Here is a 23,359-nt window from a genome sequence, read left to right as displayed (position 1 = left end):
CTCCCTGCTCCCTGCTCCCTGCTCCCTACTCCCTACTCCCTACTCCCTACTCCCTACTCCCTAAAACCAAAGATTTTGTACTTCACCCAGAATAACTCCCCCTAACAGTTGTATTTAGTCCTAAAGTCAAAATAAAAATGTCTAGCGATTTCCGGCTTCGTACTCTCAAACCTCAATATGAACAACTTTTTGCTACTTGTCAGCTCAGGCGAAGCTGCCTAGAACCAACTGGCCGCATTGCTCAAGAAATCCTCCAACGGCGAGGAGATTACGGATTAGTGGAACGGCAAACGGGGGTGCCTTGGTGGTTTGTCGGAATTTTGCACTATCGAGAGCTAGACTTTCGAGACGCTCACCTGCACAATGGCGATTCTTTAACTAATAGAACAATTCGCTACCCACAAGGACGACCCATTGCTCCACCAGCTAACGGACAACAATACACCTTTGTTGAGAGTGCCATTGATGCACTGCGCTGGAAACAATTCCACACTGCCAAAGACCACTCAATTGGCGCAATGCTATGGGGGTTTGAGCTGTGGAATGGTTTCCGTGATGCTAAGGGGGGGAATAATTCCGAGTACCTCTGGAATGGCACCAATCACTTTAGTAGCTCACAGCATTGGAATCAATCGCTGGTAGGTAACAGTGTAGATTTTTATGGTCAAGGGCACAAGATAGGAGCAGCAGCCATTGTTTGGTATCTGTATTACCAAGGAATGCTCGATCAACCGTTACAGTTTGCCAGTTCACAACCTTCTGTTAATTGGCAACAGCCAAGCAACACGGGATCAATTCAGTTCCTGGATATGCTCAAAGGTTATGAGAAACTGCCTCATCAAGATGCAGCACTAGCTTGGCTGCAACAACAGCAGTCGCCATCAGTGCTAACTGAATTTGCTCGTCGCTGGCAGGATGATGCTGATCGCAAATTAGTGTCTGTGGGGAAGTCTGCTGTTGTACAACTCCCCAATGGCACTCAGTTACCGACTAATGTTGTACTTCAGCAAGAATCTAGGAAACCAGAAAGTCGAGGCACTTTGCCACAGACAGGGGTTAGGCTAAGAGTACTGAGGGATACTTTGTTTAAAACAAGTACCCAGCAGTCCTATCAGCTCAAGGACTCACAAAAAGTTTTCGTAAAGGCAGACACGGAGTTTGAGATTACATCGGATCAGCTCGCGGAGAATAAGCATATTCAGATAGTCCTGGCCAATGTTGCGTTAGGAACACCACCAAGAAAAACCTGGTACGTCTTCTGTGACCATGTTGACATTGAAGGGACTGAACCCGATAACGTACCTAAGGATGAACAACAATCAGAGTTAATTAAGATTAAGTCTGACAAGACTGGTCCAATTCAATTGCCTGGATATGACAAAACCTTTTACCTATCGGAGGCAATTATCACTGGTGGTAACTTTAGTTGGGCAGAGGCAACTAAAAATGGTACCCGCATTCCTACGGACAAAAGTATAGTGGAGGACATTATCAGAATTGCTGAGGTCATGCAAGAAGTTAGGGAATACTTTGGCAATCGCCCCATCCTGGTTAACTCTTGGTATCGCGACCCAGTAACCAATCGCCAAGTTGGTGGTGCTACACGCTCTCGTCATCTTTCTGGGGATGCTGTGGATTTTGTGGTTGAGGGGATATCGCCAATGTCGGTGAATAAACGTCTGGATTCCTGGTGGGGTTCCCGAGGTGGTCTAGCCAGTGCCAGTTCTTTCACCCATATTGATGGGCGAGGGTATCGGGCAAGGTGGAGTTATGGTTTTTGATATAGCGCTACAGGCAAGGGCTTTAGGCAAGAGGCAAAAGGCAAAAGGGATAGATTTTGATTTCATATTTATTTTTGCGAGAGGTCTAATAGGAGTAGAGTGGGCATCCTGCCCGCCCGACAATTGAAACGGGCAAGATGCCCATTCCACCAAGATGCCCGTTCCACCAAGATGCCCATTCTACCAAGATCCAGGGTAAGAGCATCTCAATCAGCCTTGACACAAGGGATGAGAAGAATCTAATCTGTCGCCTGTGAAAACAACTAAAGACTTGAACAAAAATGCGACGCATTTTTGTTCAAGTCGATAATCTTCTGAGGGATTTCGGTTTGTGTTCCGATTGCATCAATGGTGATGATCGAGCCTGATATGTCTAAGAGCTCTAACAATGCAGGAATGGCAGTAATTTGATTGGATTTGTTTTCTACTTTTATCTGCCCGAGTACCAAACGTTGCTCACTCGGGCGCTAACGAGGTGCAGTGCTGATTGTCCTTTATTTCTATCGTAGGAACCTCTGAGTGTTTTACCATCTATCGGGATCACCTCTCCTCCCATCTTCGTGACCAAGGTTTCTACCCATCTGAGGAAGCATTGATTTAATTGTTCTGGGTCGATGAACTCAAAGACTCGACAAAAAGTATCATCGTTATACCATTTGGTAACTCCAGAAACTCTGAAAGCCAGCGATACCATAATTCTCTATGTCTTCCCATCCTTGTGCTCCTGCAATTACAGCCAGGATGGCTAGGACAATGATGTTAGTCAGTTGATGTTTTTTACAACGCTATACTCTTTGATCTTCTATTGCTGTGAAATGCTCCACTAGACTTTCTCGAAGACTGCCAATTTCCGCTGCTTCCTTGGGCTTTTTCACCCTTCGAGTACTTTTTTGACCTTCGAGGGAGTTAATTCCAAAACCTTGAGACATAGTAGAGTTCTACCTTAACACCGCTGTTCTTTCCACACTTTAGGCTTGACCTTCATTTGTCAAGTACCATTTATACCAAATTAGATGAGCTTACCCTGATTAACTAACCGGGTGACAAGCAGCATTGTTAGGCTTACTGGGTGTGGGGTGTAGGCGAACGGGTGATTGAAACAATGGAGGAGCTATGCCAGGTTGATAGGACGGTTGAATCAGGTTGGGGTAACTCCAAAGTGGCTTTTATTTTCCCCGCGCCCCGCCCCACCCGGTCACCCTAACCCCTGTCTGCTTGTCTTGATGCAGCGCGGTCTTGCGGTAAACCCTCATGACCGCGCTGCATCTTTTTCTGATATTCGTTACAAAACTTTATTTTAAAAGTTACAAAACTTTATATAAAACTGTATAAAAATTGGATTTTCGGAGTGATTAACATAGTGAGGGCAGTTAAAAAAGCGTGATGCTCTTAATTTCCAAACCGCTCCTATTAATAATGAGTATTTCTTGAAAAACTTTTTAGGTGCGCTTACAGTCGTCGAATTAAATTCGCTCAAGGTGCGCGCCTCCAAGGCCGGGTTTCCCGGCCTTGGGTCGCACCTTCGGGTCGCACCTCTTGATAACACTCAGACAAATAGGGTGAATCTTTCCGAATAGAACAATCCACAAATTTTCAAACAATTGCAATTGATAAAGAGCACAGGACATGGGAACTTACACTGGTAACGACTTCAACAACAAGTTCGAAGCACACAAAGAAGGTTGGTGGATATTCAAGAAATGGAAGTCTTGGAAAATGTCCGGTAATGGTGGCAACAATACCCTGATTGGTGGCCCGAAAAACGACACCATATATGGGTGGTGATGATGGGAACGACAGTCTCTACGGTAAGGGCGGTAATGACTACCTCAGTGGTGGCTCTGGTCATGACTACCTCAATGGTGGCTCTGGCAACGACAGTCTTTATGGTTACCTGGGCAACGACTACCTTATGGCGCACAAAACTAATTAATGGGAGTAATATTTGAATTGGAACAAAAATTCAATAGGTTTGCTTGAACTTAATGATTTAGAAGTACTAAGCTGTTCAGCGTCCTCAAAAGCTTATAGAGTAAGCCTTTGAAGCCTCATGTCGCCCCTGAAGCTAATGATCGTTATTTTGTCAGTTAAGTCAATCAGATCAAAAGGATGTGACTGCTCCTAAAAAGATGGGCAATACTCAAGAAATATAAATATATGTGTATAGTTTAATTTTTGCCATGAATGACAAGACCTTAAAAATTGCAGTGATTGGCATGGGATGCTACTATCCAGGAGCCAATAATCTACAACAACTTTGGGAAAATATTCTAACTTGTCGCCGTCAATTTCGACGAACCCCCGATGTTCGTTTACCCCTGTCAGAATATCCTTACTCAACAATTCCTGATAAAACCTATGGGAATCGGATGGCTGTCATTGATGGTTTTGAATTAGACTGGGCGAACCGACGAATTCCGATTAGTCAAGAATAGGAGGGGTTGTCTATAAAAATTTTAATATCGAGGTAAATCAATGAATCAAACCTTATTAAGTGGTCTAGACAATAGTGATATCGACTGGCTAGTTAGTGTTAGTGAAATAAAACAAGTCAATAGTGGTCAAGTATTGAGGCAAGGTGATAAGTCTATTAAGACTCTTTATCTGATTATTGAGGGGAACCTAAAAATATCTTTGCCACAGCCTACGGATAATCGGCTCCATCGGGCATTTGCACTCTTGGAAGATAGTAAGGTTTTAGAACAGGAACTGATCAGCGTAACTACAGGAGAGCTTATAGGAGAAGATTTACTGTTTCAGAGTGAGTTACCTTCAAGTAAGGTGATCGCTGATAGTTCTTCTCGGTTACTGGCTATTCCGCAAAAAGAATTACAAGAAAAACTAGATAAAGATTTAGCTTTTTCGGCACGGTTTTATAAAGCCATTGCCATTTCACTTTCTGAACGACTGGTAAAGCTGACGGACAAACTTCGCTCAAAACGATTGAGAAGACGAACAAATGCAAGCAAAGAAGTGCTTTTAGCATTTGGGGAGCTAAATGATAGTGATATTGATTGGATGATTAAAAATGGAAATTATCAGACAATAAAAGCAGAGACTCTGCTATTCCAAGAAGGAAGACCGGCTGAAAAGATGTATATTCTGCTTGATGGTTTCGCAAGTGTTACCTTAGCAGAAACTGCCAGAAGTCCTTTGGAAACGGCTTTTGCAGCCCTAGATACTAGTTATAGTGTTACCTCTGAGCAAGAGATTATCGCCCTTCAGCGAGGGGAAATTCTTGGTGAAATGCCTTTTGGGGTTTCCCAGCTCAGTTCAGTTAATGTTCGCTGTCTTGAGGATTCAAGAGTACTAGCAATTGCTAGAAATTTACTGGCTACTAAATTACAGGACGATATTGGTTTCTCAGCAAGGTTTTATCGAGCCGTTTCCTTATTGGCGATAGAGAGATTTAAAACTACTGTAGAATTACTAGGTTATAAAAGGAGAATTTACAGTAGTGAAAAGACTTTAGCATCTTCTGTTCCCTATGATGATGAAATGAGTGATAACCGCTTAGATAATTTAACCTTAGCTGGCTCTCGATTTAATTGGATGTTGAAGCAACTCAAAACCTTGAATAATAATCAGCATGATTTCAATATAATCACAGGATAGTTAGCCAAGATTGTTGTTAAGAACAATTTGGATAAGTTAGCTACATCATAGTTGTATATTTGGAGAAAATTAGATGTCTATTATTGCCATTCACTCTTATCGAGGGGGAGCAGGAAAAACCAACATAACTGCCAGTTTAGCGACAATTGTTGCTAGTCAGGGTCATCGAGTTGGAATTGTGGATGCAGACCTCCATAACCCAGGTATTTATGTGTTATTTGGGTTGACTAAAGATCACTTAGGTTATTCTTTAAACGATTACCTATGGAATGATTGTCAAATTACTGAAGCTGATTATGATGTAACGTCCGTGTTAGGTCTTCAAGACCGCTGTCAGATTACTGAAACCGACTATGATGTGATTGCCAAAGGTAAAAAGCCAACAGAAAACTGTTTTCTGTCTTTGGTTCCAGCCAGTATGAAACAAGAAGATATTAGCCGAATGTTGCGAGAAGGCTATGATGTTCGCTTACTGGAAAAAGGGTTTAGAGCTTTAATTAATGAACTCAATCTAGATTTTCTGTTTGTTGATACTCATCCAGGTCTGAATGAAGAGGTATTAGTCTCTTTAACCTTGTCTGATACTCTGGTTTTAATTATGAAACCGGATCAGCAAGATTTTCAAGCAACTGGGATTATGTTGGACTTGGCAAACAAGTTAAAAATACAGAAAACCTTGCTGGTAATGAATATGATGATTGAATCGTTATGGATTGATCGTTTTAGCCATAAATTTAAGGACGAATATGGATTTTCGTTGGCTGCAGTTATTCCCTGGTCAGAAGATATGAAGATGCTAGGAAGTCGAAAGATTTTTTCTCTGGCTTTTCCTGAACATCCGCTTACTGAAGTTTTAGAAAAACTGGCTCATAAAATCATAAATTAGTATAAATTTTGAGGTGAATTATGCAGATTCAGATGATTGGTCACGCTTCTATCTTTGTTGAGACTGAAGATTGTAAAATCTTGATGGATCCGATTTTATGGGATTCTCACTGTGAAGGAATAGAAGATATTTGTCCTAAACGAAAAGTGTTCCATGACCAGATTCCAGGGTTTGATATCTTGATTATCTCTCATCGTCATTTAGATCATTTTGATATTCAATCCCTAGCTTCTCTACCGAAAAATGTTGATGTCTTGATTCCTCAAGATAAGTTGATGGAAACGTGTTTACGAGATTTAGGATATTCACAAATCTATAAATTGAAAGATTGGAGTGAGGTCAAAATTGGTTCAACTCGTTTAATTGCAACTCGTTCAGAAAATCGTGTTCCTGAATATGGGATGTTATTCACTGATCCTTCAGGGGTGTTCTGGAATCAAGTTGATTCGGATGTAAGTGTTGAAACGATTAGTTTGATTAAATCTCGCTATCCTCAGATTGATTTCTTACTAGCAGGTTGGCAACCGATGTTAGAAATACAGCATCAGGATAATCAGCCATGTTCTTTTCCCTATAATCTCTATGATGGACTGTTGAAAAAAATTAGCTTAATTAAACCCTATAGTGTTGCTCCTGGGGCAAATGGTTTTAAATTAATTCAAGGTTCATCTTGGTTAAATAAAGTTGTTTTTCCAGTTACTAAAGAACAATTTTGTCGAGATGTTGCTATTGTTTACCCAGGATTAAAAGAGAATGTATTCCATTTTAATCCTGGGGATGTGGTGAATGTTAAAAATGGCGAAGTAAGTTACCTTAAACAAAGGTCTTCTTTTGTGCAAATGTTAGAAGATGATCAACAAGATTTACGTTTTTCGCCTGTTAATATTGGAGATCAGCTGATTGACGATAATTCTGATAACTATGATTTAGAGGAAATGAAGCAAACGATTCGCTCGGAAATTTGCTGTAATTTTCCTAAATTTATTAAAGAGAAGCAAGACTCTTTATTTCTAGAGTATTGCCATTGGAAGTTAATTTATCAGCTAGAAATTGTCTTCCCAGATGAAACGCAACAATACTACTTTGATTTTTCGGAAGAGAATATTGAGTGTCACACTGGGTATAATCCTTTAGCCCATGTTTTTACAAGCATTGCTGCTTCTAATTTTTACGGTATGAGTAAGGGAATTAAAGGATGGGATTCTGCTCATATGGGCGGCTACTATCGGAATTTCCAGAAATTGTATCTACCTACTCCTTACGGAATTATTAAGCCAATTGAAGTAAATCAAGAAAATAGCTCACAAGTTAAAGATCCTCTCGATTTAAGATTTCCCTATGAGGAAATTTTTGAAAAAGTTCGACAGTATGAAGTTCAACGATGGAAATCTAGTGAGGTTAATCCAAAAGTTGTTCAGAAGGACGAAACTAAAATGTTGAGAATCGGTAATACTTTAGTCCGCTTATCAACAAAGAATAATAAAGTGAATGCTGAGACTGAAGAAGTAACTGAAAATTTACAGTTAGTCTGAGGAAAATAAATATGAAAATCATTCGGAATCAATATTCCTCTCTTCGAGAGAAAGCATTTAATCCTGATTATCTCCACAACTTGGAAAAGGACATTTTATCTTCTCCCTATTTAGGAGCAAATCAACTCAGTGAAAGTTTTAGCAAAACTAAAGGTTTTTCAGTTGTTTTTAAAACGGCAGGAATAGAGCAGGCAAAACAACATTTTCCTTTTCTTAAACCCTATTTACAAGCCACTTTGAACCCTAGCTGCAATGCCTTTTATCTGAATCCTTTAATTCTACAAGCCGGTGGGGACGTCAAACCTCATGTGGACTGTAGTATTTCTAGCTATGTAGAGAGTCACACCATTCCACTTGTTGTCAGTGTTCTTTATGTGAAAATTCCTGAGGATTTAGAAGGGGGAGAACTATTGTTACAAAAAGGAAGTTTTACTATCCAGACAATCAAACCTCAAGAAAATTTGTTGCTTTATTTTCAAGGAAATTTAACTCATTCAGTTAATCATGTCAAAACCTCACAAGTTCGGATGAGTTTGGTTTGTGAACAGTATGCTTTGGACTCAGCCAAACTTAAGAAAATCCCTGAATTTGAAATAGAGTTTAACTCTTTGTCCCTTGCTTATCAGTAGCTAAGTCGTAAGCTATCAGCTATCAGCTAATACCCTACGCGCACGCTAGGTTAACAGCTTTTGAATAAGCGATGCAGAGGTGCGACCCGTGGCGAATTTAATTACGGGTCAAGCGCACCTAAGCGGTCTTGGGGAGGCAGCGCGGTCTTGGGGGTTCCCCCCATGAGCGACTGCCGTGGTTTCCCCCATGAGCGACTGCATCAAGACAACAGGTAACGATTTGTTTAATAGTCACGAAAGTCCAGGCGTCGTTCGCACAGCGTGGCCAAAGGCCAAAGCCTGTGCCACAAAGCAGACGGCTGACGCCTGACCACTGACCGCTGACCGCTGAATGCTGACTGCTGACCGCTGACCGCTGGCGGCTGAATGCTTACGCTAAGTTTCAACAATTTTATTAGACCTCTTGCATAAGTCTCATAAACCGTGGGTGTTGACAAGGCAAAAGGTAAAAGGCAAAAGGCAAAAGGGCTAGATTTTGATTTCATATTTATTTTTGCAAGAGGTCTATGATAAATAACCTCTTATGGTCTTGCCTAAGAGGTTAATGTACTATTTACAAAGTATTTTTGGAATTATTTAAAATACTTTGTAATATTTTAATGTCAATAAAAATTATATTTTTTATTTTTATTTTTTTGCTTTAAAGTGTTGACAAACTATTTTAATTTAGTTATATTTTTATTATGTTAATGGCATCAACAAAAGTAACTGTTGTCCATCAACTGATAAGTTTACAACCAATAGTAAGGAAAAAATCATGTCTAGAGAATCTGTATTAACTCTGCTTAAAGCATCAGAAACTGATCAGGCTTTAAAAGCACAACTCGAATCAGCTGAAGGTCCTGCAACAGTATTAGAAATTGCAGCCAGCAAAGGTTATAATTTTACTGAAGAAGAACTTTTGGCAGTGATGCAAGAGCAGCAATTAGGATTTGCTGAAGCTCCTGTTGAACTGAGTGAAAATGCTAAAGCTCTCATGGAAGTAGTAGAAGCCAATGAAGTCTTCCGCAATAAACTACAAGAAGCAGGTAGTTTAGCAGATGTTGTTACAATTGCCATGGCTGAAGGTTTCAATGTAACTGAAGAAGACGTAGAATCTGGCTTGGCTTACTTAGAACAGCATGGTGAATTATCCGATGCTCAACTAGAACTATTATCAGCAGCAGGTATTCGTCTTTCAGGGCGGATTGGTCCTGTCAGGGGTAGAATCAGAATCAAAAAATGGTAACAGTTTTCTAAACAAGTTGGAAAAAACTAGCTAGTTAATAATTAGTATGACGGGGATGTCAGGTCAATTATTGCCAAATCATCCCCGTGATTGCTAGCTTCTTTATAAATAAGCTCTTGGGAGCGCATATCTATGTAAATGTATAGATAGGAAAAGTATGAAGGTATCAAAAGCATTAGAAGCTTGGGTTAACATTCTAGGTTCAGAAAATGTACTCACTAGTGAAGTTGAAGTAACTGCTAGAGAAAAAGCAACATTTGCCACAACGCAAAAAATTATAGGAGTGATTAAACCTTCTAATCGCCAAGAAGTTCAAGCAAGTGTAAAAATTGCCAACCAATACAAAATTTCCGTTTATCCCATTAGTTGTGGTAAAAATTGGGGGTTAGGTTCAAGGGTTCCTGTTCAATCAAACAGTATTATTATAGATTTGAGCAGGATGAATCAGATTATTGATTACAGCGAAAAATTAGCTTATGTAACAGTAGAGCCTGGGGTGACATTTCGGCAACTTTACGAGTATCTTCAGCAACAGAACTCAAATCTATTAGTCTCGGAAATTGGTGGTTCTCCTGAAGCCAGCTTAATTGGTAACGCTCTAGAAAGAGGTGATGGTGCTGGTCCGTGCGGAGACAGGTCAGCTAATAGTTGTGCTTTAGAAGTTGTCTTGCCAACAGGAGAGTTTATTCAGACTGGATTTAGACATTTTGCTCAAGCTAAAACAGCATCTATCTATAAATGGGGCGTTGGTCCCTATTTAGATGGGCTTTTTAGCCAATCGAACTTAGGAATTGTCACCCAAATGACTCTTTTTTTAGCACCTAAACCTAAATATTTTCAAACATTTTTTTGTACGATTAACCAATTAGAATATCTCGAAAACCTATTAGATAAAATCCAGAATTTGATATCCCATGGAGTGATTAATGAAAATTGTTTTTGTTTTTGGAATTGTTATAAGTTTTTAGCTATACAAGGTCGATATCCTTGGAAAATAATGAAAGGAAAAACTCCATTTTCTTTAAAAGAATTAAAGGGTGTTGAACCTTGGCTGGGAAGGGGAGAGCTATATTCTGCTAATTATGATTTAGGCTTAGCTAAACAAAAAATAATTGAAAAATCCCTGGCAGGGTTAGTAGATCAATTAGAGTTTAAAGAGCATGATAAGCCCGGAAAAGAACCATCATTTACTCCACCAAATGATGATAATATTAAAAGCACCTATTGGCGAAAAAAAAATAAAGTTCCTGCTCAAAGAGATCCAGATAGAGATAATTGTGGAGTGATTTGGCTTTGTCTGATTTTACCCTTTGAAGGAAAAGATATAATCACAGCTTTAAAGATTACTGAAGCTATTTTTAAGCATTATCAGTTTGAACCTAATATTGCCCTTAACTGTCAAACAAGCAGACATATTAATTTGTTTGCCGCTATCATGTATGACCGCGAGGTTTTAGGAGAAGATGAAAGAGCTATGGAATGCCACGATGAAACCCTTCGTGCTTTAACTGAAGCGGGGTATATACCTTATCGATTGGGAATTCAATCTATGGATGCTTTGCCTCCTTTTCAAGATGATTCTGGTCAGTTAATTAAAACTCTAAAAAAAGGACTAGATCCTAATGATATATTAGCGCCTGGTCGCTATGACTTTAGGAGGGAATGGAATTGACAATTTACTGAAAATTTTTAACTGAACACCAAGATACAATAATTATGAACACTGTAAGCAATCCCAATATAATAAAAACTATTATTATAGTGGGCGGGGGAACATCTGGATGGTTGTCTGCTGCTTATTTAAGTAAATTCCTACAAGATTCTTGTCAAATTACTCTGATAGAATCCTCAGATATTGGCACGGTAGGAGTTGGGGAAGCCACCCTACCAACACTACAAATTACATTCAAACTTTTAGGTCTTTCGGAATTTGACTGGATGACCAGATGTAATGCCTCCTTTAAGCTAGGGATTAAATTTGTAAATTGGTCTGGTTCGTCGAAACCAGATATATTTTGGCATCCTTTTGGTCAACTAAAAAGTAGTCCAAATCTGGGAATTCCTATATCTCAGTATTGGTTAAAAAATTACTTACAAGGAAATACCGCAGCTTTTGATGAAAGTTGTTTTGAGCATATTAATTTATGTGCTGCTCAAAAATCCCCAAAATCCTATGACAGTCCAGAATATTCTGGGAATATAGAGTATGCTTATCACCTTGATGCTGGAAAATTAGCGACTTATTTAAAAGAGAGAGCAAAATCAGCAGGAGTTAGACATATTGTTGATAACGTTTTAGATGTTGCTTTAGATCATAGGGGATTTATTAGCCACGTAATTACAGAAAATCATAGCAATCAGACGGCTGACTTTTTTATTGATTGTTCAGGGTTTAGAGGATTATTGATTAATCAAGCACTTCAAGAACCATTTATTTCCTATGGGGATTCATTGTTCTGTGATCGAGCTATTGCTATATCTATTCCCTATGAAAAAGGTGATAGATACAATTACAACAATGGAGGAATTAACCCTTATTCTACAGCAACGGCTTTAAGTTCAGGATGGGCTTGGAATGTTCCTTTAGTAGAAAGAAGTGGTAATGGATATGTATATTCCAGTTCTTTTATGTCTCAAGATGATGCTGAGACTGAGTTCAGAAAGCACTTAGGCGACAAAGCAAATGATCAACCCGCAAAATATATCAAAACCAGGGTCGGAAGAACTAGAAATACTTGGGCTAAAAACTGTGTGAGCATTGGTTTGTCTGGTGGATTTATTGAGCCGTTAGAATCAACAGGTATTTATTTAGTTGAACTAGGTTTAGAAGCCTTAATCCGTCATTTTCCTGAAAAATCATTTTCTCCTTTATTAATTAATAATTATAATCGATTTATGCGGGAAATATATGAAGAAATCAGAGATTTTATTGTTATGCACTATTGCTTAACTCAAAGAGAATATACTCCTTTTTGGCGAACCAATAAATATCACAATTTTATTCCGGATTCACTCCAAGAAAAATTAAATTTATGGAAGGTAATGTGGCCAATTTATCATGGAAATATTGGTCATTTATTTCCGGATTATTCCTATGTTTGTATTTTAGCTGGTATGGGATATTTTCCTGTGCAAAGTTTGCCACTTTTAGGTTATGGAGAACACTCACAAGAAGATAAAATTATCCTAAAAACTAAAAGTCGCTCTGAGCAGCTAAGAGAATTACTACCCGATCATCATGAATATCTGCAACAGATGTTTTTAAGAAACTTTAAAGCTTCGTGGCAAAGTCTACTTGCTCACTCATCCAAACCGATGCCCTCCTCTAGTTTAAGTACAATAGTTCGTTAATATGTTAACCTTAACCCAAAATACAAAGCCCCCAACCCAGAAACGTGTCCGCACCCCTACCCTCATACAGATGGAGGTGACAGAATGTGGAGCAGCATCATTAGGCATTATTTTGGGTTATTATCGTCGCTTTGTTCCCCTTCCTGAATTAAGAAAAGTGTGTGGTATATCACGGGATGGGAGTAAAGCTTCTAGTGTGCTTAGAGCAGCGAGAACCTATGGCTTGACTGCTAAAGGGTTTAAAAAGTCATTGGAAAACTTAAAAACTTTAAATCCGCCCTTTATCATATTTTGGGAATTTTGCCATTTTTTAGTTGTCGAAGGATTTGGCAAAAATTGCGTTTACCTTAATGATCCAGCCACGGGTCCCCGTAAACTATCTTTAGAAGAATTTAGCCAAGGTTACACTGGAATAGTTCTAGTGATGGAACCTGGCCCAGAGTTTCAAAAAAAAGGTAATAAAACAAGTATATTTTCTTCTCTACAGAATCGGTTAAAAACATATCATAAATCAATTTTATTCTCCCTATTAGTAGGACTAATTCTAACCTTTCCTCGGTTGATATTTCCTATATTTAGCCAAGTCTTTGTGGATAAAATTTTAATTGAAGATTATCAAGACTGGCTGAGACCGATGTTATTAGCAATGGTTATTACTGCAATTGTTCAGGGAATTCTTGCTCGTCTGCAATTAAAAGTTTTACGCCGACTTTTAGTCAAACTCTCGGTTAGTATGTCCGGACAATTTGTTTGGCATATTTTACGCTTACCTGTAGGATTTTATGCTCAACGGTTTTCGGGTGAAATCAGCGATCGGGCTCAACTCAATGATCGGGTAGCAGAGGTAATTTCTGGCCGTCTAGCCACCACTGTTATTGATGTGATCATGATGGGTCTTTATGCCCTATTAATGTTTACTTATGATATACTCTTAAGCACCATAACGATTCTATTTGCCAGCTTTAATTTTATAGCCCTTCAATACTTATCTCGTAATCGGACAGATGCCAATATTAGTTTAGCCCAAGAATATGGAAAAGTAGCTGGTACAGCGATTGGTGGCATTCAATCAATTGAAACCATTAAAGCATCTGGACTGGAATCAGATCTGTTTACTCGATTTGCCGGTTATTATACTAAAGCCTTAAACGCTCAACAAAAATTAGGGCTACAAACACAAATTCTCAATGCACTTCCCAATCTCTTAACCGCCTTAGCTACAGCCTCTATCTTGCTAATCGGAGGCTTACGGGTTATCAAGGGAGAACTAACCATTGGAATGCTAATTGCCTATCAACTTTTAACCAGTAGCTTTCTCAAACCCATTAATGAACTGATTAATTTTGGGAGTACCTTACAAGAATTAGAAGCTGATATTAATCGCCTTGATGATGTACTACAAAATCCTATTGATGAAGAAGCCATCCGTCAGCCCAATCAGTTTGCTCGTGCCATCAATAATGATGCTCTAACTTCCGATTCATTTAAATTACAGGGTAATGTAGAATTTCGTAACATCACTTTTGGGTATAATCGCTTAGAATCTCCCCTGGTTGAAGAGTTTAATTTAATTATCAAACCAGGGCAAAGAATTGCTTTAGTCGGTAGTAGTGGTTCAGGAAAATCAACCATTGCTAAATTAGCCTGTGGATTATATGTCCCTTGGGAGGGGGAAATCCTTTTTGATGGTATTCCTCGCAGTCAAATTCCTCGTGCTGTTCTTGCTAATTCCTTAGCAATGGTTGAACAGGATATTTTTCTTTTTGCGGGTACAATTCGAGAGAATTTAACCCTTTGGGATACCACCATTCCTGAATCAGATTTAGTTAAATCTGCCACTGATGCTGCAATTCACGAATCAATCCTGTTTCAGCCAAAAGGATATGATGCTCCACTGAGTGAAGGGGGAGCAAATCTCAGTGGTGGACAACGACAACGCCTTGAAATTGCTCGCGCTTTAGTGAGAAATCCTACCATTCTCGTCTTAGATGAGGCAACTAGTGCTTTAGATGCAGAAACAGAATTAATCATTGATCGTAATTTACGACGGCGTGGGTGTTCCTGCATTGTCGTTGCTCATCGCCTGAGTACCATTCGAGATTGTGATGAAATTATTGTCCTGGATAGGGGAAAGGTTGTTCAACGGGGAACCCATGAACAATTACGCCAAGAAACAGGAACCTATCAACACCTCATCAGTAGTCATTGAGTGGTAATCCAATCTGAAATAAAAAAAAAATGACATATCAACGTCTTCTCTCTTCCAATACACCCTATAAATCCTCTATAAAACACATTTAAAAAATTTATAGCGTTTTTCATAACTATAAGGTATACAGGATTTTAGGCGTTGCTGAATTAAGGAATGAATGCGCGATCATCTGGTTTTATTAAAGCCCCCTAAATCCCCCAATTCTGGGGGACTTGTCTTGATGCAGTCGCTCATGGGGGAAACCCCCAAGACCGCGCTGCATCGCTTGAGAGTTTTGTTCCCCCCAGAATTGGGGGGCTAGGGGGGCGAAACCATACTCATAATTAGCAACGCCGGATTTTTTCCCTGTTCCCTGCTCCCTGCTCCCTGTTCCCTGTTCCCTGTTCCCTAAAACCCAATAATTTGTACCTCACCCAATTGCAAACCGCTGTATATTATGTATAGTCAACAATCCTGCAAAATCCAAGGTAATCAACCACTAATACTTAATAACCCTGAGATTGTTTGGATGGTGGTTTCTGGACAAGTCTCTGTATTTGCCACAGAAATGAAGAATAATGAACCAGAAGGAAATCGTCATTATCTATTTACTGTAGAAAAAGGACAAGGTTTATTTGGTCATTGTTCAGATTCTTCTGGTCAAGCCCTTTTAGCGGTCGCCATAGAAGGGGCAGAATTAGAATCTGTAGCCATACAAGATTTGGTTAAACAAATCTCTCAAAAAGATCCTAAAGCAATTGCAATCCTAGAAAGCTGGATCCGGCATTTAGGAAAAAGTATTAACCAGATGCCTTTAAATAATGTAATCAAAATTATCAATCCTGATTTTTCTTCATACTTTTCCCTAGAAGATAAACAAATTATTCAATCCTTTAGTGAACAAATTATTTGGGTAGAGATTAGAGAAGGAGAAGTTGACTATTTAGGAAAGCCAGAGTTAACCTTAGAGATCAATTCTCCTCTATTTCCTCTGGCTAATAGGATGTGGTTAAAATCCGAAAATGCCAGTCAACTCAAAATAACTACTACTGATACTATAGAACAATCAGAAGAAATTACCCATAGCTTAGAACTCTTACATAACTATTTTTATTACTATTTAAACCAAAAATTTATTGAAGATAAAGAAGCCGAATTTAGACGGTTTCAAGCCAGACAACAACTAAATAGCCAAGTTACTCAATCAGCATTAGGAAAATTAACCTCAATTCTCAAACCGGGTTATGATGTTTTTTTTGGATCAGGAACACCTCTATTAATTGCAGCGGGTGCCGTAGGCCGTGCTATGCAAATTGTCATTAAACCGCCATCTGCATCAGAAGATATGAGTAAGCTGGCTAATCCCTTAGAAGCTATCGCTTATGCCTCTCAATGCCGTATTCGTTCTGTAAGATTAGTGGGGGATTGGTGGCTCTCAGAACATGGCCCCTTACTTGGCTATAATCAAGATAACTGTCCTGTTGCTTTATTACCAAATCCCCAAAAAAACAGTATCTATCTATTATTTGATCCTATCAAAAAAACTCGTACCCCTGTTAATCAGGACGTCGCTCAACATATTAGCTCCCAAGCTTATATGTTTTACCGTCCTTTGCCCCTTGTTGTTCAAGACGTCGGGGCACTATTTAGATTTAGTATAGCAGGCTATGAAAAAGAATTAGGATTAATTGCCCTGATCGGTATAATAGCAACTCTTTTAGGAATGGTTGTGCCCCAAGCCACGGGCATGTTAATGGATCAAGCCATTCCTGGCAGTAATTTACTCTTATTAAAGCACATTGGGTTAGTGTTATTTGCTACTGCGTTTGCTCAAGCCGCTTTTCAACTTTCCCAAGGAATTATGACCTTGCGTTTAGAAACAGTCGCTGATGGCAATTTACAATTAGCGGTTTGGGACAGACTGCTTAAGTTAAGTCCGTCATTTTTTCAGCAATATACCTCTGGAGATCTAGTGAATCGTCTCCTAGCAATACGGGAAATTCATCATCTGTTAAGTGGGGCAACTCAGCGCACATTACTCAGTGGTGTTTTTGCTCTTTTGAATCTAGGATTAATGTTTATTTATAGTATTAAACTTGCTCTAGTTGCTTTAGGACTATCTGTAATTGCGGTCATTGTCACAGTTGTTTCTGGTGTTGTTTTAGTTCGGAAAGAGCGAAAACAAGAGGCTCTTGATGGAGAAATTGATGGTTTAACAGTACAACTGATTAATGGAGTGGCTAAACTTCGGGTCGCTGCTGCTGAAGAACGTGCTTTTTGGGCTTGGGCGGAAAAATACAGTCAAAAAACTAAGTTAACTGCAGGAATTCAACGAATTAATGATAGTCTATCTACCTTTAATGAAGCCTTACCGTTAATAAGTTCAGTAATCCTGTTCTGTTTCACCTTATTATTTATCCAAATCAACCAAGAAAAGAATCTCCCTAACACTCTGACTGCAGGGACTTTTTTAGCCTTTCAGGTTGCCTTTGGAACTTATATTGGGGGAGTCACAAGCTTGAGCAATACCTTAACAGATATTTTAGGAATTGTACCCATGTGGGAAAGGGCGAAATCTATTTTCCAGGAAAAACCAGAATCTGATATTAATCAGCAAGATCCGGGTCGTTTAAGCGGACATCTTGTTTTAGATCATCTGAGCTTTCGTTATCGAGAAGATGGCCCTTTAATTATCGATGATATTAGTATTCATGCTAATCCCGGTGAGTTTATTGCACTTGTTGGCCCTAGTGGAAGTGGAAAATCAACCCTTTTTCGTTTGTTATTAGGATTTGCTAGTCCCATAACAGGAACGATTTATTATGATGGTCAAGACCTAGCGGGGTTGGATGTTACTGCTTTGCGTCGCCAATTAGGTGTTGTTCTACAAAATGGTCACGTTCAACAAGGGTCGATTTTTCACAATATTACTAGTGGTGCGTTAGTATCCCATGATGTAGCCTGGGAAGCAGCACGAATGGCTGGATTAGCCGTAGATATTGAGAAAATGCCCATGGGAATGCACACCGTTATTAGTGAAGGAGGAAGTAACTTATCGGGAGGACAAAGACAGCGTTTATTAATCGCTCGTGCTTTGGTCAATAAACCAAAAATCATTCTGATGGATGAAGCAACCAGTGCCCTTGATAACCGCACTCAAGAGATAGTGACTGACAGCTTGGAGCAACTCCATGCAACACGTATTGTTATTGCTCACCGTCTTAGTACAATTCGTAATGCAGACCGAATTTATGTACTGGAAGCTGGACGAATTGTCCAGACAGGAACATTTGCACAGCTCAGTCAAGAAGAGGGGTTGTTTGCACGACTGGTTGCTCGACAACTAGACTAAAATTCTCTATTACTCTTCTTTCTTTAAAAAGTCTGGCAGCCATAACAAAATTAGTACGATCAAACAGATAATGGTTAAACCAATAGCATAGCGAATATTCTGTTTAAGCATTGATGAGACTTGGAGAAGAAAGTAGTAATCAAGCATTCTTATAATTGTCAGTTAATTTCTCTATTATACAAGATAGCACACCAACACTATATTACTGTTATGAAACCAAAAAAAAAATCTAATCTATTCCGAGAAGAATCTGTGGAACACTTAACTTCCCCAGAAAAATTAGACCAAGCTATGGAAGTTGTCTCCCGTCAAGACTGGCTTCCTTTATCTACTTTGGCAGGAATAGTGTTCTTGACCATTATTTGGAGTATTGTCGGTAAACTTCCCTTAACTATTAAAAGTAAAGGGGTGCTAATTCATCCACACAAAGTAGTTGAAGTTCAGTCTCCTGTTAGTGGTCAGTTAGAACAGATCAATATCAAGGAAGGCGACTGCGTTGACCGAGGTTTCGTGTTAGCAACAATTGAACCGTCTGATATTCAGCAGAAACTTCAGCAACAGAAAGAAAAATTAGCACAACTACAATCACAAAGTCAATTAGCGAATACTCTTCAGGTACAGCGAACTAATTTAGAAGTGTTGTCCCTTCAGCAAAAACAAGAGGCATTAGAACAGTCTCTACAAAATAGTGAAAGCTTAAATTTGGTTCTCAATAATCAAGCAATAGAGGCTATAAAGCAGCAAAAAGAAAGCATTCAGCAAAAAATAACGGATCTTCAAACTATTACCCCAACACTTAGAGAAAAAGGACTTAACTCCATCAAAGAACAAAGAGTTAGTATCTTTAAACAACTTAACGATTTTAAGGAACTCAGTTCTAGCTTAAAAGATAGGGTAGAAAAACGTCGTGAACTAGTTCAAGCAGGAGCAATCTCTTTAGATCAAATATTAGAAGCAGAACAATCTTATAAACAAAATCTGCAAAATATATCTAAACTAGAGGCTGAACTCAAACAGCTAGATGTTAAAGAAGCTGAAGTCGAACAACAATATTTAGATAACTTAAGTACCATTAGCAAGCATCAAGCTGAATTAAGAGAATTGACAGTTAAGGGAACTGAAACTAGAGAGAAATACTTGAAAAATATGAATCAAGTTGCTCAACAAAAAACAGATCTAAAAACCTTAGCTACAGAAAGAAAAAAACTTGAACAGCAAAACTTAGAAGATTCTAGCAAAAGAGAAAATCAAATTCAACAGGTTAAGTACGATCTAGCCCAACTTTCTAAACAGTATAATGATAATCAAGCTATCAAAAGTCCTTATTCGGGTTGTTTTCTGAACATAACTGCTAGTAAAGGGTCTGTTATTGATAAAGGGTTTTCTTTAGGAGTGATTCAAAGACAGAGTTCATCAGACAGTCTCTCAACCGTTGCTTACTTTCCTGTTGGGCAGGGTAAAAAGATCAAACCTGGTATGAAAATCTATGTTACACCTGATACAGTTCGCCGAGAAAAATTTGGTAGTATTATTGGTACTGTCTCGGAAGTATCTCCTTTTCCTATTACTCAACAAGGAGCAACTAAACTGATAGGAAACTCTACAATAGCTGAAAATTTGGCATCTAAAGTCAGACCTGTTATTGAAATCCATGGGAAGTTACAGGCTGACTCCTCGACTCCTAGTGGTTATGCTTGGTCTTCTTCTCAAGGACCGTCGTTGACAGTGACTTCAGGAACCACTGTAACAGTACAAGTCACCATTGAAGAGCAAACCCCCATTACCTTAGTTTTACCAATCTTGCGACAATTGACTGGGATTTATTAAATCTATAGCAAAGGGAACAGGGAACAGGGAACAGGGAACAGGGAGCAGGGAGCAGGGAACAGGGAACAAACATTCTCTCAATTGATTTAGGATTGCTATATAACAGCATCAGCTGTGAAGTACCCCAACCTGCAACGCTCTCGAATGCGTTCGCGTAGCGTGGCCGTAGGCCACAGCCGACGCGGGGCGCGTTCGGGTTTCCCGGGCGCGTCCCCGATGCCCTGATTGACTCACAAAACTCCTAAACCCCTTGATTGTACCTAAAACCATTGCCAGGGTTGGGTTTCACTATCTTCAACCCAACCTACGAAGCCAAAAAAGTCAATCAATCAGGGTATCTGACATCATTAGGATTTTATCTAGAATACCTGACCATCTGGGGAAAAGAGGGCAGAATTAACCCTGCACTGACCATTGCGATCGCAATCGTGCCCTCGTAAGGTATTGAGCAAATTGCCTTCCTTATCCCACAACTTAGCCGTTTTATCCTGTGAGGTAGTCACTATTGTGTTGCCATCTGGGGAAAATACAGCAGAATTAACCCTAGCAGAATGTCCGGCTAAGGTAGTGATTAGCTCCCCCTTGAGATTCCACAATCTTGCGGTGGTATCCTCTGAAGCCGTGAGAATTCTACTACCATCCGGCGAGAATACTGCACTAGTCACAGCACTCCTATGTCCCATATTGGCAGAGTAAAAAAAGGAGCGGTTATGAATTGCTGAATGGTAGACTCTACTCAGTACTTCTGAAGCCTGAGGCCCTTTCTTGTTAATCTTATAAGCAGCCTCGGCAAGGCGTAAAGCCATAGTAGGGTTTTTCTGGTTTTCTGGTAAAGACTCCTTTGCTTCTGAGAGAAGATAGTTTATTGTAGCAACTTTAGAGTTAATCTTAGCCCACGTGTTAGTCAACTTATTTTGCCTCTTTTGTTCAATTTCATAGATAAGAGTGCCAACACCCGCTACAAATGCTAGAATAACTCCGACAATCAATAATTTTTGTTTTCTAACTCTTTTCTTGTATTCTGCTAGTCGTGCTTTTGCTTCCTTTGTACGTTCCTCCTGCAACCCTAGGATTTCTGCTTCAGGCTAGAAGCCTGTGCCACGCTACTTGAGGTGCTATCAGCTATCAGATAAAGTACTTTACTCTCCTCGGGATACTTGATCAAGACCACTTTCCAACAGGTCGAGCATTTCTGTTAGCCATTTTCTAGCACTTTCTTCAGTTTCAAAATGGCGATTGGCATAGTCACCCACATCTTTCCAGGGAAAGGAGGGAGAAGCCAAAGCAACCCGTCCTTCGGTAATGATGGTACGATGCCACTTGGCAAGTTCTGGATTGTTGCAGCCAAGAACTACCTCTTCATCACTTTTACCTTCAAAATCAGCTTCAGCAAACTCCCCAGCAAGAAAACTGTAGAGATTTTCGTAGTTAGGTTTTTGGCTCATGGGTAGATTTTTGGTGTATAGTTAATTGCTAATGTTGAGTAATGACTAAATATTAGATAATTAGAGACTGAAGATTAAATAAATACAAGATATTATAGTTTAAGCAAGGGTCAGTCTAAACTATAAAATCTACGTAAGCATTCAGCCGTCAGCCGTCAGCCGTCAGGAGACTTAACTCATATTAAACCAATGCTTACCTCTTTTATTAAAAAGCTGAACGCGCACCCGTGCGCGTAGCGCTAATCGCTGTTCGCTGATAGCTGATAGCTGATAGCTGATAGCTGAGTGCTTACATATCTACAATCTACAATCCCCTGAGCAGTTATCTAGCGGGATATGACGTAAGAAGTAAGCAATCTCCTTTTGCTGTTTTTTCCATAACCACACGCAACTTCCTACTATTAGAAATATTGCTCAGAGAAGGAGGACGGCTAGCCACACGACCAACTACTTCCCTAGCCCTATAGTTAACAGCTCGCTTCTCACCTATAGCAGCATCAAGAACCCAACTATTTAATCTATTCCGGTTGGCTCTCAAAGCAGCTTTAATATTAGTGGCAGCAGTTTCCAAATCGGGATAGGTGCTAGCTGCGCTGATTCTGGGAGCATTAATTAATCGGTCTACTAGTTGTTGATCACTTTTACCAACATGGCGATCTATGGTGTGACCACCAAGGTACTCCTGTCGTTGTAACCAGTCGGAGGAAAAATTACTCGGCACGCATTGCGCAGAAGCTGATTGACTCACGCAGAAACTCTGTACAAGAGTCAAAACAGCCAATAGTCCAGCACTCTTGGCTAGGGATTGTTTCCAATGGGTAAGCATCTTAAATAATGTCTGTTTTTACCTACTATTCCCAGCAGCTTTTTGATTGTAACATCCTCAGCGACTGCATCAAGACAATGAAAGGAGGGTCAATGGGCGACTGACTGTATCAGGGATGAGCTCATTGCCCTCAAAGCTGTATAGAGTAAAATTTTGGTGATCATATACTAATTTTGGTCAAGTCAACCGATGTCTAATCAAGAAATTCGACCAGAAGCGCAACCGTTAATCGATCGCTCTATAGAGGAGAAAACTAAGGACTTTTTGGAGATAGGGATAATTGCTGGTCTTAATACAACATCCGATTGTGCAGGTGGTGATCTCAGCGGTTCTAATTTGAGTAGTGTTAACCTCAGTCGTGTCAATTTGAGTGGTGCTAACCTTAGATGTGCTATCCTGGGGGAGACTAACTTGAGTAAGGTGAATCTGAGTGATGCTAAATTAGAGAAACCCCGGTTGGTAAATAATGTAGAAATTTCTGAATATATGAAGCTTAATTTGAAGTAAATGGTATATTTTTTTTTAAGATTATAATGATAACAATTGTGAATAGTTAAAGACAAGGTAATAGGGAATAAGGCAAAAGGCAATAGGCAATAGGCAAGAGGCAATAGGCAATAGGCAATAGGCAAGAGCCGTAGTGGAGTGACCACTCTTAAAAAGTGCATTATACAGAAAAATCTTGATCAGTCTCAA

Annotated in this window: 18 protein-coding genes and 2 pseudogenes; 15 read left to right on the top strand and 5 right to left on the bottom strand. The window is 39.5% G+C overall.

All coding sequences use genetic code 11. The features are described 5' to 3' along the window. Positions 1-137: 137 nt before the first annotated feature. A complete protein-coding gene (locus tag BJP37_RS31750) occupies positions 138-1,781 on the top strand; it encodes a D-Ala-D-Ala carboxypeptidase family metallohydrolase (RefSeq protein ID WP_075904959.1) in 1,644 nt (547 codons plus the stop codon). Positions 1,782-2,089: 308 nt separating this feature from the next. Here the strand turns inward: BJP37_RS31750 and BJP37_RS31745 are convergent. After that, a pseudogene (locus BJP37_RS31745) lies at positions 2,090-2,710 on the bottom strand (ISAs1 family transposase); the annotation flags it as partial. 697 nt (positions 2,711-3,407) lie between these two features. Between BJP37_RS31745 and BJP37_RS44775 the strand changes: the two are divergent. From BJP37_RS44775 to BJP37_RS31715, 7 genes and pseudogenes are all read left to right on the top strand, one after another. Beyond that, positions 3,408-3,566 carry a hypothetical protein gene (locus BJP37_RS44775; protein WP_158069851.1) on the top strand — a complete coding sequence of 53 codons (159 nt, stop codon included), beginning with the start codon at positions 3,408-3,410 and terminating at the stop codon, positions 3,564-3,566. Then, complete coding sequence (locus BJP37_RS31740) at positions 3,532-3,714, top strand: calcium-binding protein (RefSeq protein ID WP_229415509.1); 183 nt, start codon at positions 3,532-3,534, stop codon at positions 3,712-3,714. The genes BJP37_RS44775 and BJP37_RS31740 overlap by 35 nt, the downstream gene beginning before the upstream one ends. 247 nt (positions 3,715-3,961) lie before the next feature. Further along, positions 3,962-4,201, top strand: a pseudogene (locus BJP37_RS31735) (beta-ketoacyl synthase N-terminal-like domain-containing protein); the annotation flags it as partial. A 55-nt stretch (positions 4,202-4,256) separates the two neighbouring features. Beyond that, a complete protein-coding gene (locus tag BJP37_RS31730) occupies positions 4,257-5,396 on the top strand; it encodes a cyclic nucleotide-binding domain-containing protein (RefSeq protein WP_075904954.1) in 1,140 nt (379 codons plus the stop codon). A gap of 73 nt (positions 5,397-5,469) precedes the next feature. Continuing rightward, the gene (locus BJP37_RS31725; RefSeq protein ID WP_075904952.1) at positions 5,470-6,282 is read left to right on the top strand and encodes a MinD/ParA family ATP-binding protein; all 813 of its coding nucleotides are present in this window, start codon (positions 5,470-5,472) and stop codon (positions 6,280-6,282) included. A gap of 20 nt (positions 6,283-6,302) precedes the next feature. Beyond that, positions 6,303-7,814, top strand: coding sequence for an MBL fold metallo-hydrolase (locus BJP37_RS31720; RefSeq protein WP_075904949.1), 1,512 nt, complete (start codon positions 6,303-6,305; stop codon positions 7,812-7,814). Positions 7,815-7,825: 11 nt separating this feature from the next. Further along, the gene (locus BJP37_RS31715; RefSeq protein ID WP_075904946.1) at positions 7,826-8,443 is read left to right on the top strand and encodes a 2OG-Fe(II) oxygenase; all 618 of its coding nucleotides are present in this window, start codon (positions 7,826-7,828) and stop codon (positions 8,441-8,443) included. Between the two features lie 224 nt (positions 8,444-8,667). On the opposite strand, the gene BJP37_RS40410 is transcribed toward BJP37_RS31715, so the two are convergent. Then, positions 8,668-8,829: a hypothetical protein gene (locus BJP37_RS40410; protein ID WP_158069850.1), complete on the bottom strand. Its 162-nt coding sequence runs from the start codon at positions 8,827-8,829 to the stop codon at positions 8,668-8,670. A gap of 371 nt (positions 8,830-9,200) precedes the next feature. On the opposite strand from BJP37_RS40410, the gene BJP37_RS31710 reads away from it, so the two are divergent. From BJP37_RS31710 to BJP37_RS31685, 6 genes are all read left to right on the top strand, one after another. Beyond that, positions 9,201-9,671: a Nif11-like leader peptide family RiPP precursor gene (locus tag BJP37_RS31710; RefSeq protein WP_075904945.1), complete on the top strand. Its 471-nt coding sequence runs from the start codon at positions 9,201-9,203 to the stop codon at positions 9,669-9,671. Positions 9,672-9,828: 157 nt separating this feature from the next. Further along, complete coding sequence (locus BJP37_RS31705) at positions 9,829-11,343, top strand: FAD-binding oxidoreductase (protein ID WP_075904942.1); 1,515 nt, start codon at positions 9,829-9,831, stop codon at positions 11,341-11,343. 44 nt (positions 11,344-11,387) lie between these two features. Continuing rightward, positions 11,388-13,022 carry a tryptophan halogenase family protein gene (locus tag BJP37_RS31700; protein WP_075904939.1) on the top strand — a complete coding sequence of 545 codons (1,635 nt, stop codon included), beginning with the start codon at positions 11,388-11,390 and terminating at the stop codon, positions 13,020-13,022. A 1-nt stretch (position 13,023) separates the two neighbouring features. Continuing rightward, on the top strand, positions 13,024-15,231 hold the full coding sequence (locus tag BJP37_RS31695) for an NHLP family bacteriocin export ABC transporter peptidase/permease/ATPase subunit (protein ID WP_075904937.1): 2,208 nt from the start codon (positions 13,024-13,026) through the stop codon (positions 15,229-15,231). A gap of 439 nt (positions 15,232-15,670) precedes the next feature. Beyond that, complete coding sequence (locus tag BJP37_RS31690) at positions 15,671-18,565, top strand: NHLP bacteriocin export ABC transporter permease/ATPase subunit (protein ID WP_198954241.1); 2,895 nt, start codon at positions 15,671-15,673, stop codon at positions 18,563-18,565. A gap of 210 nt (positions 18,566-18,775) precedes the next feature. After that, entirely contained in the window at positions 18,776-20,392 is a 1,617-nt protein-coding gene (locus tag BJP37_RS31685; RefSeq protein ID WP_075904935.1) for an NHLP bacteriocin system secretion protein, read from the top strand. Positions 20,393-20,751: 359 nt separating this feature from the next. Here the strand turns inward: BJP37_RS31685 and BJP37_RS43020 are convergent, their stop codons facing one another. The 3 genes from BJP37_RS43020 to BJP37_RS31670 all read right to left on the bottom strand — a co-directional run bounded on the left by BJP37_RS43020 (position 20,752) and on the right by BJP37_RS31670 (position 22,663). Next, positions 20,752-21,456: a WD40 repeat domain-containing protein gene (locus BJP37_RS43020; RefSeq protein ID WP_075904932.1), complete on the bottom strand. Its 705-nt coding sequence runs from the start codon at positions 21,454-21,456 to the stop codon at positions 20,752-20,754. A 75-nt stretch (positions 21,457-21,531) separates the two neighbouring features. Beyond that, positions 21,532-21,837 carry a hypothetical protein gene (locus tag BJP37_RS31675; protein ID WP_075904929.1) on the bottom strand — a complete coding sequence of 102 codons (306 nt, stop codon included), beginning with the start codon at positions 21,835-21,837 and terminating at the stop codon, positions 21,532-21,534. A gap of 322 nt (positions 21,838-22,159) precedes the next feature. Continuing rightward, on the bottom strand, positions 22,160-22,663 hold the full coding sequence (locus BJP37_RS31670) for an RNase A-like domain-containing protein (RefSeq protein ID WP_075904927.1): 504 nt from the start codon (positions 22,661-22,663) through the stop codon (positions 22,160-22,162). 189 nt (positions 22,664-22,852) lie between these two features. Here BJP37_RS31670 and BJP37_RS31665 point away from each other — a divergent pair, with 189 nt between their 5' ends. Then, complete coding sequence (locus tag BJP37_RS31665; RefSeq protein WP_075904924.1) at positions 22,853-23,170, top strand: pentapeptide repeat-containing protein; 318 nt, start codon at positions 22,853-22,855, stop codon at positions 23,168-23,170. Positions 23,171-23,359: the final 189 nt, after the last annotated feature.

Source organism: Moorena bouillonii PNG, assembly GCF_001942495.1.
Lineage (GTDB): Bacteria > Cyanobacteriota > Cyanobacteriia > Cyanobacteriales > Coleofasciculaceae > Moorena > Moorena bouillonii.
This window is presented reverse-complemented; position numbering and strand designations above follow the sequence as displayed.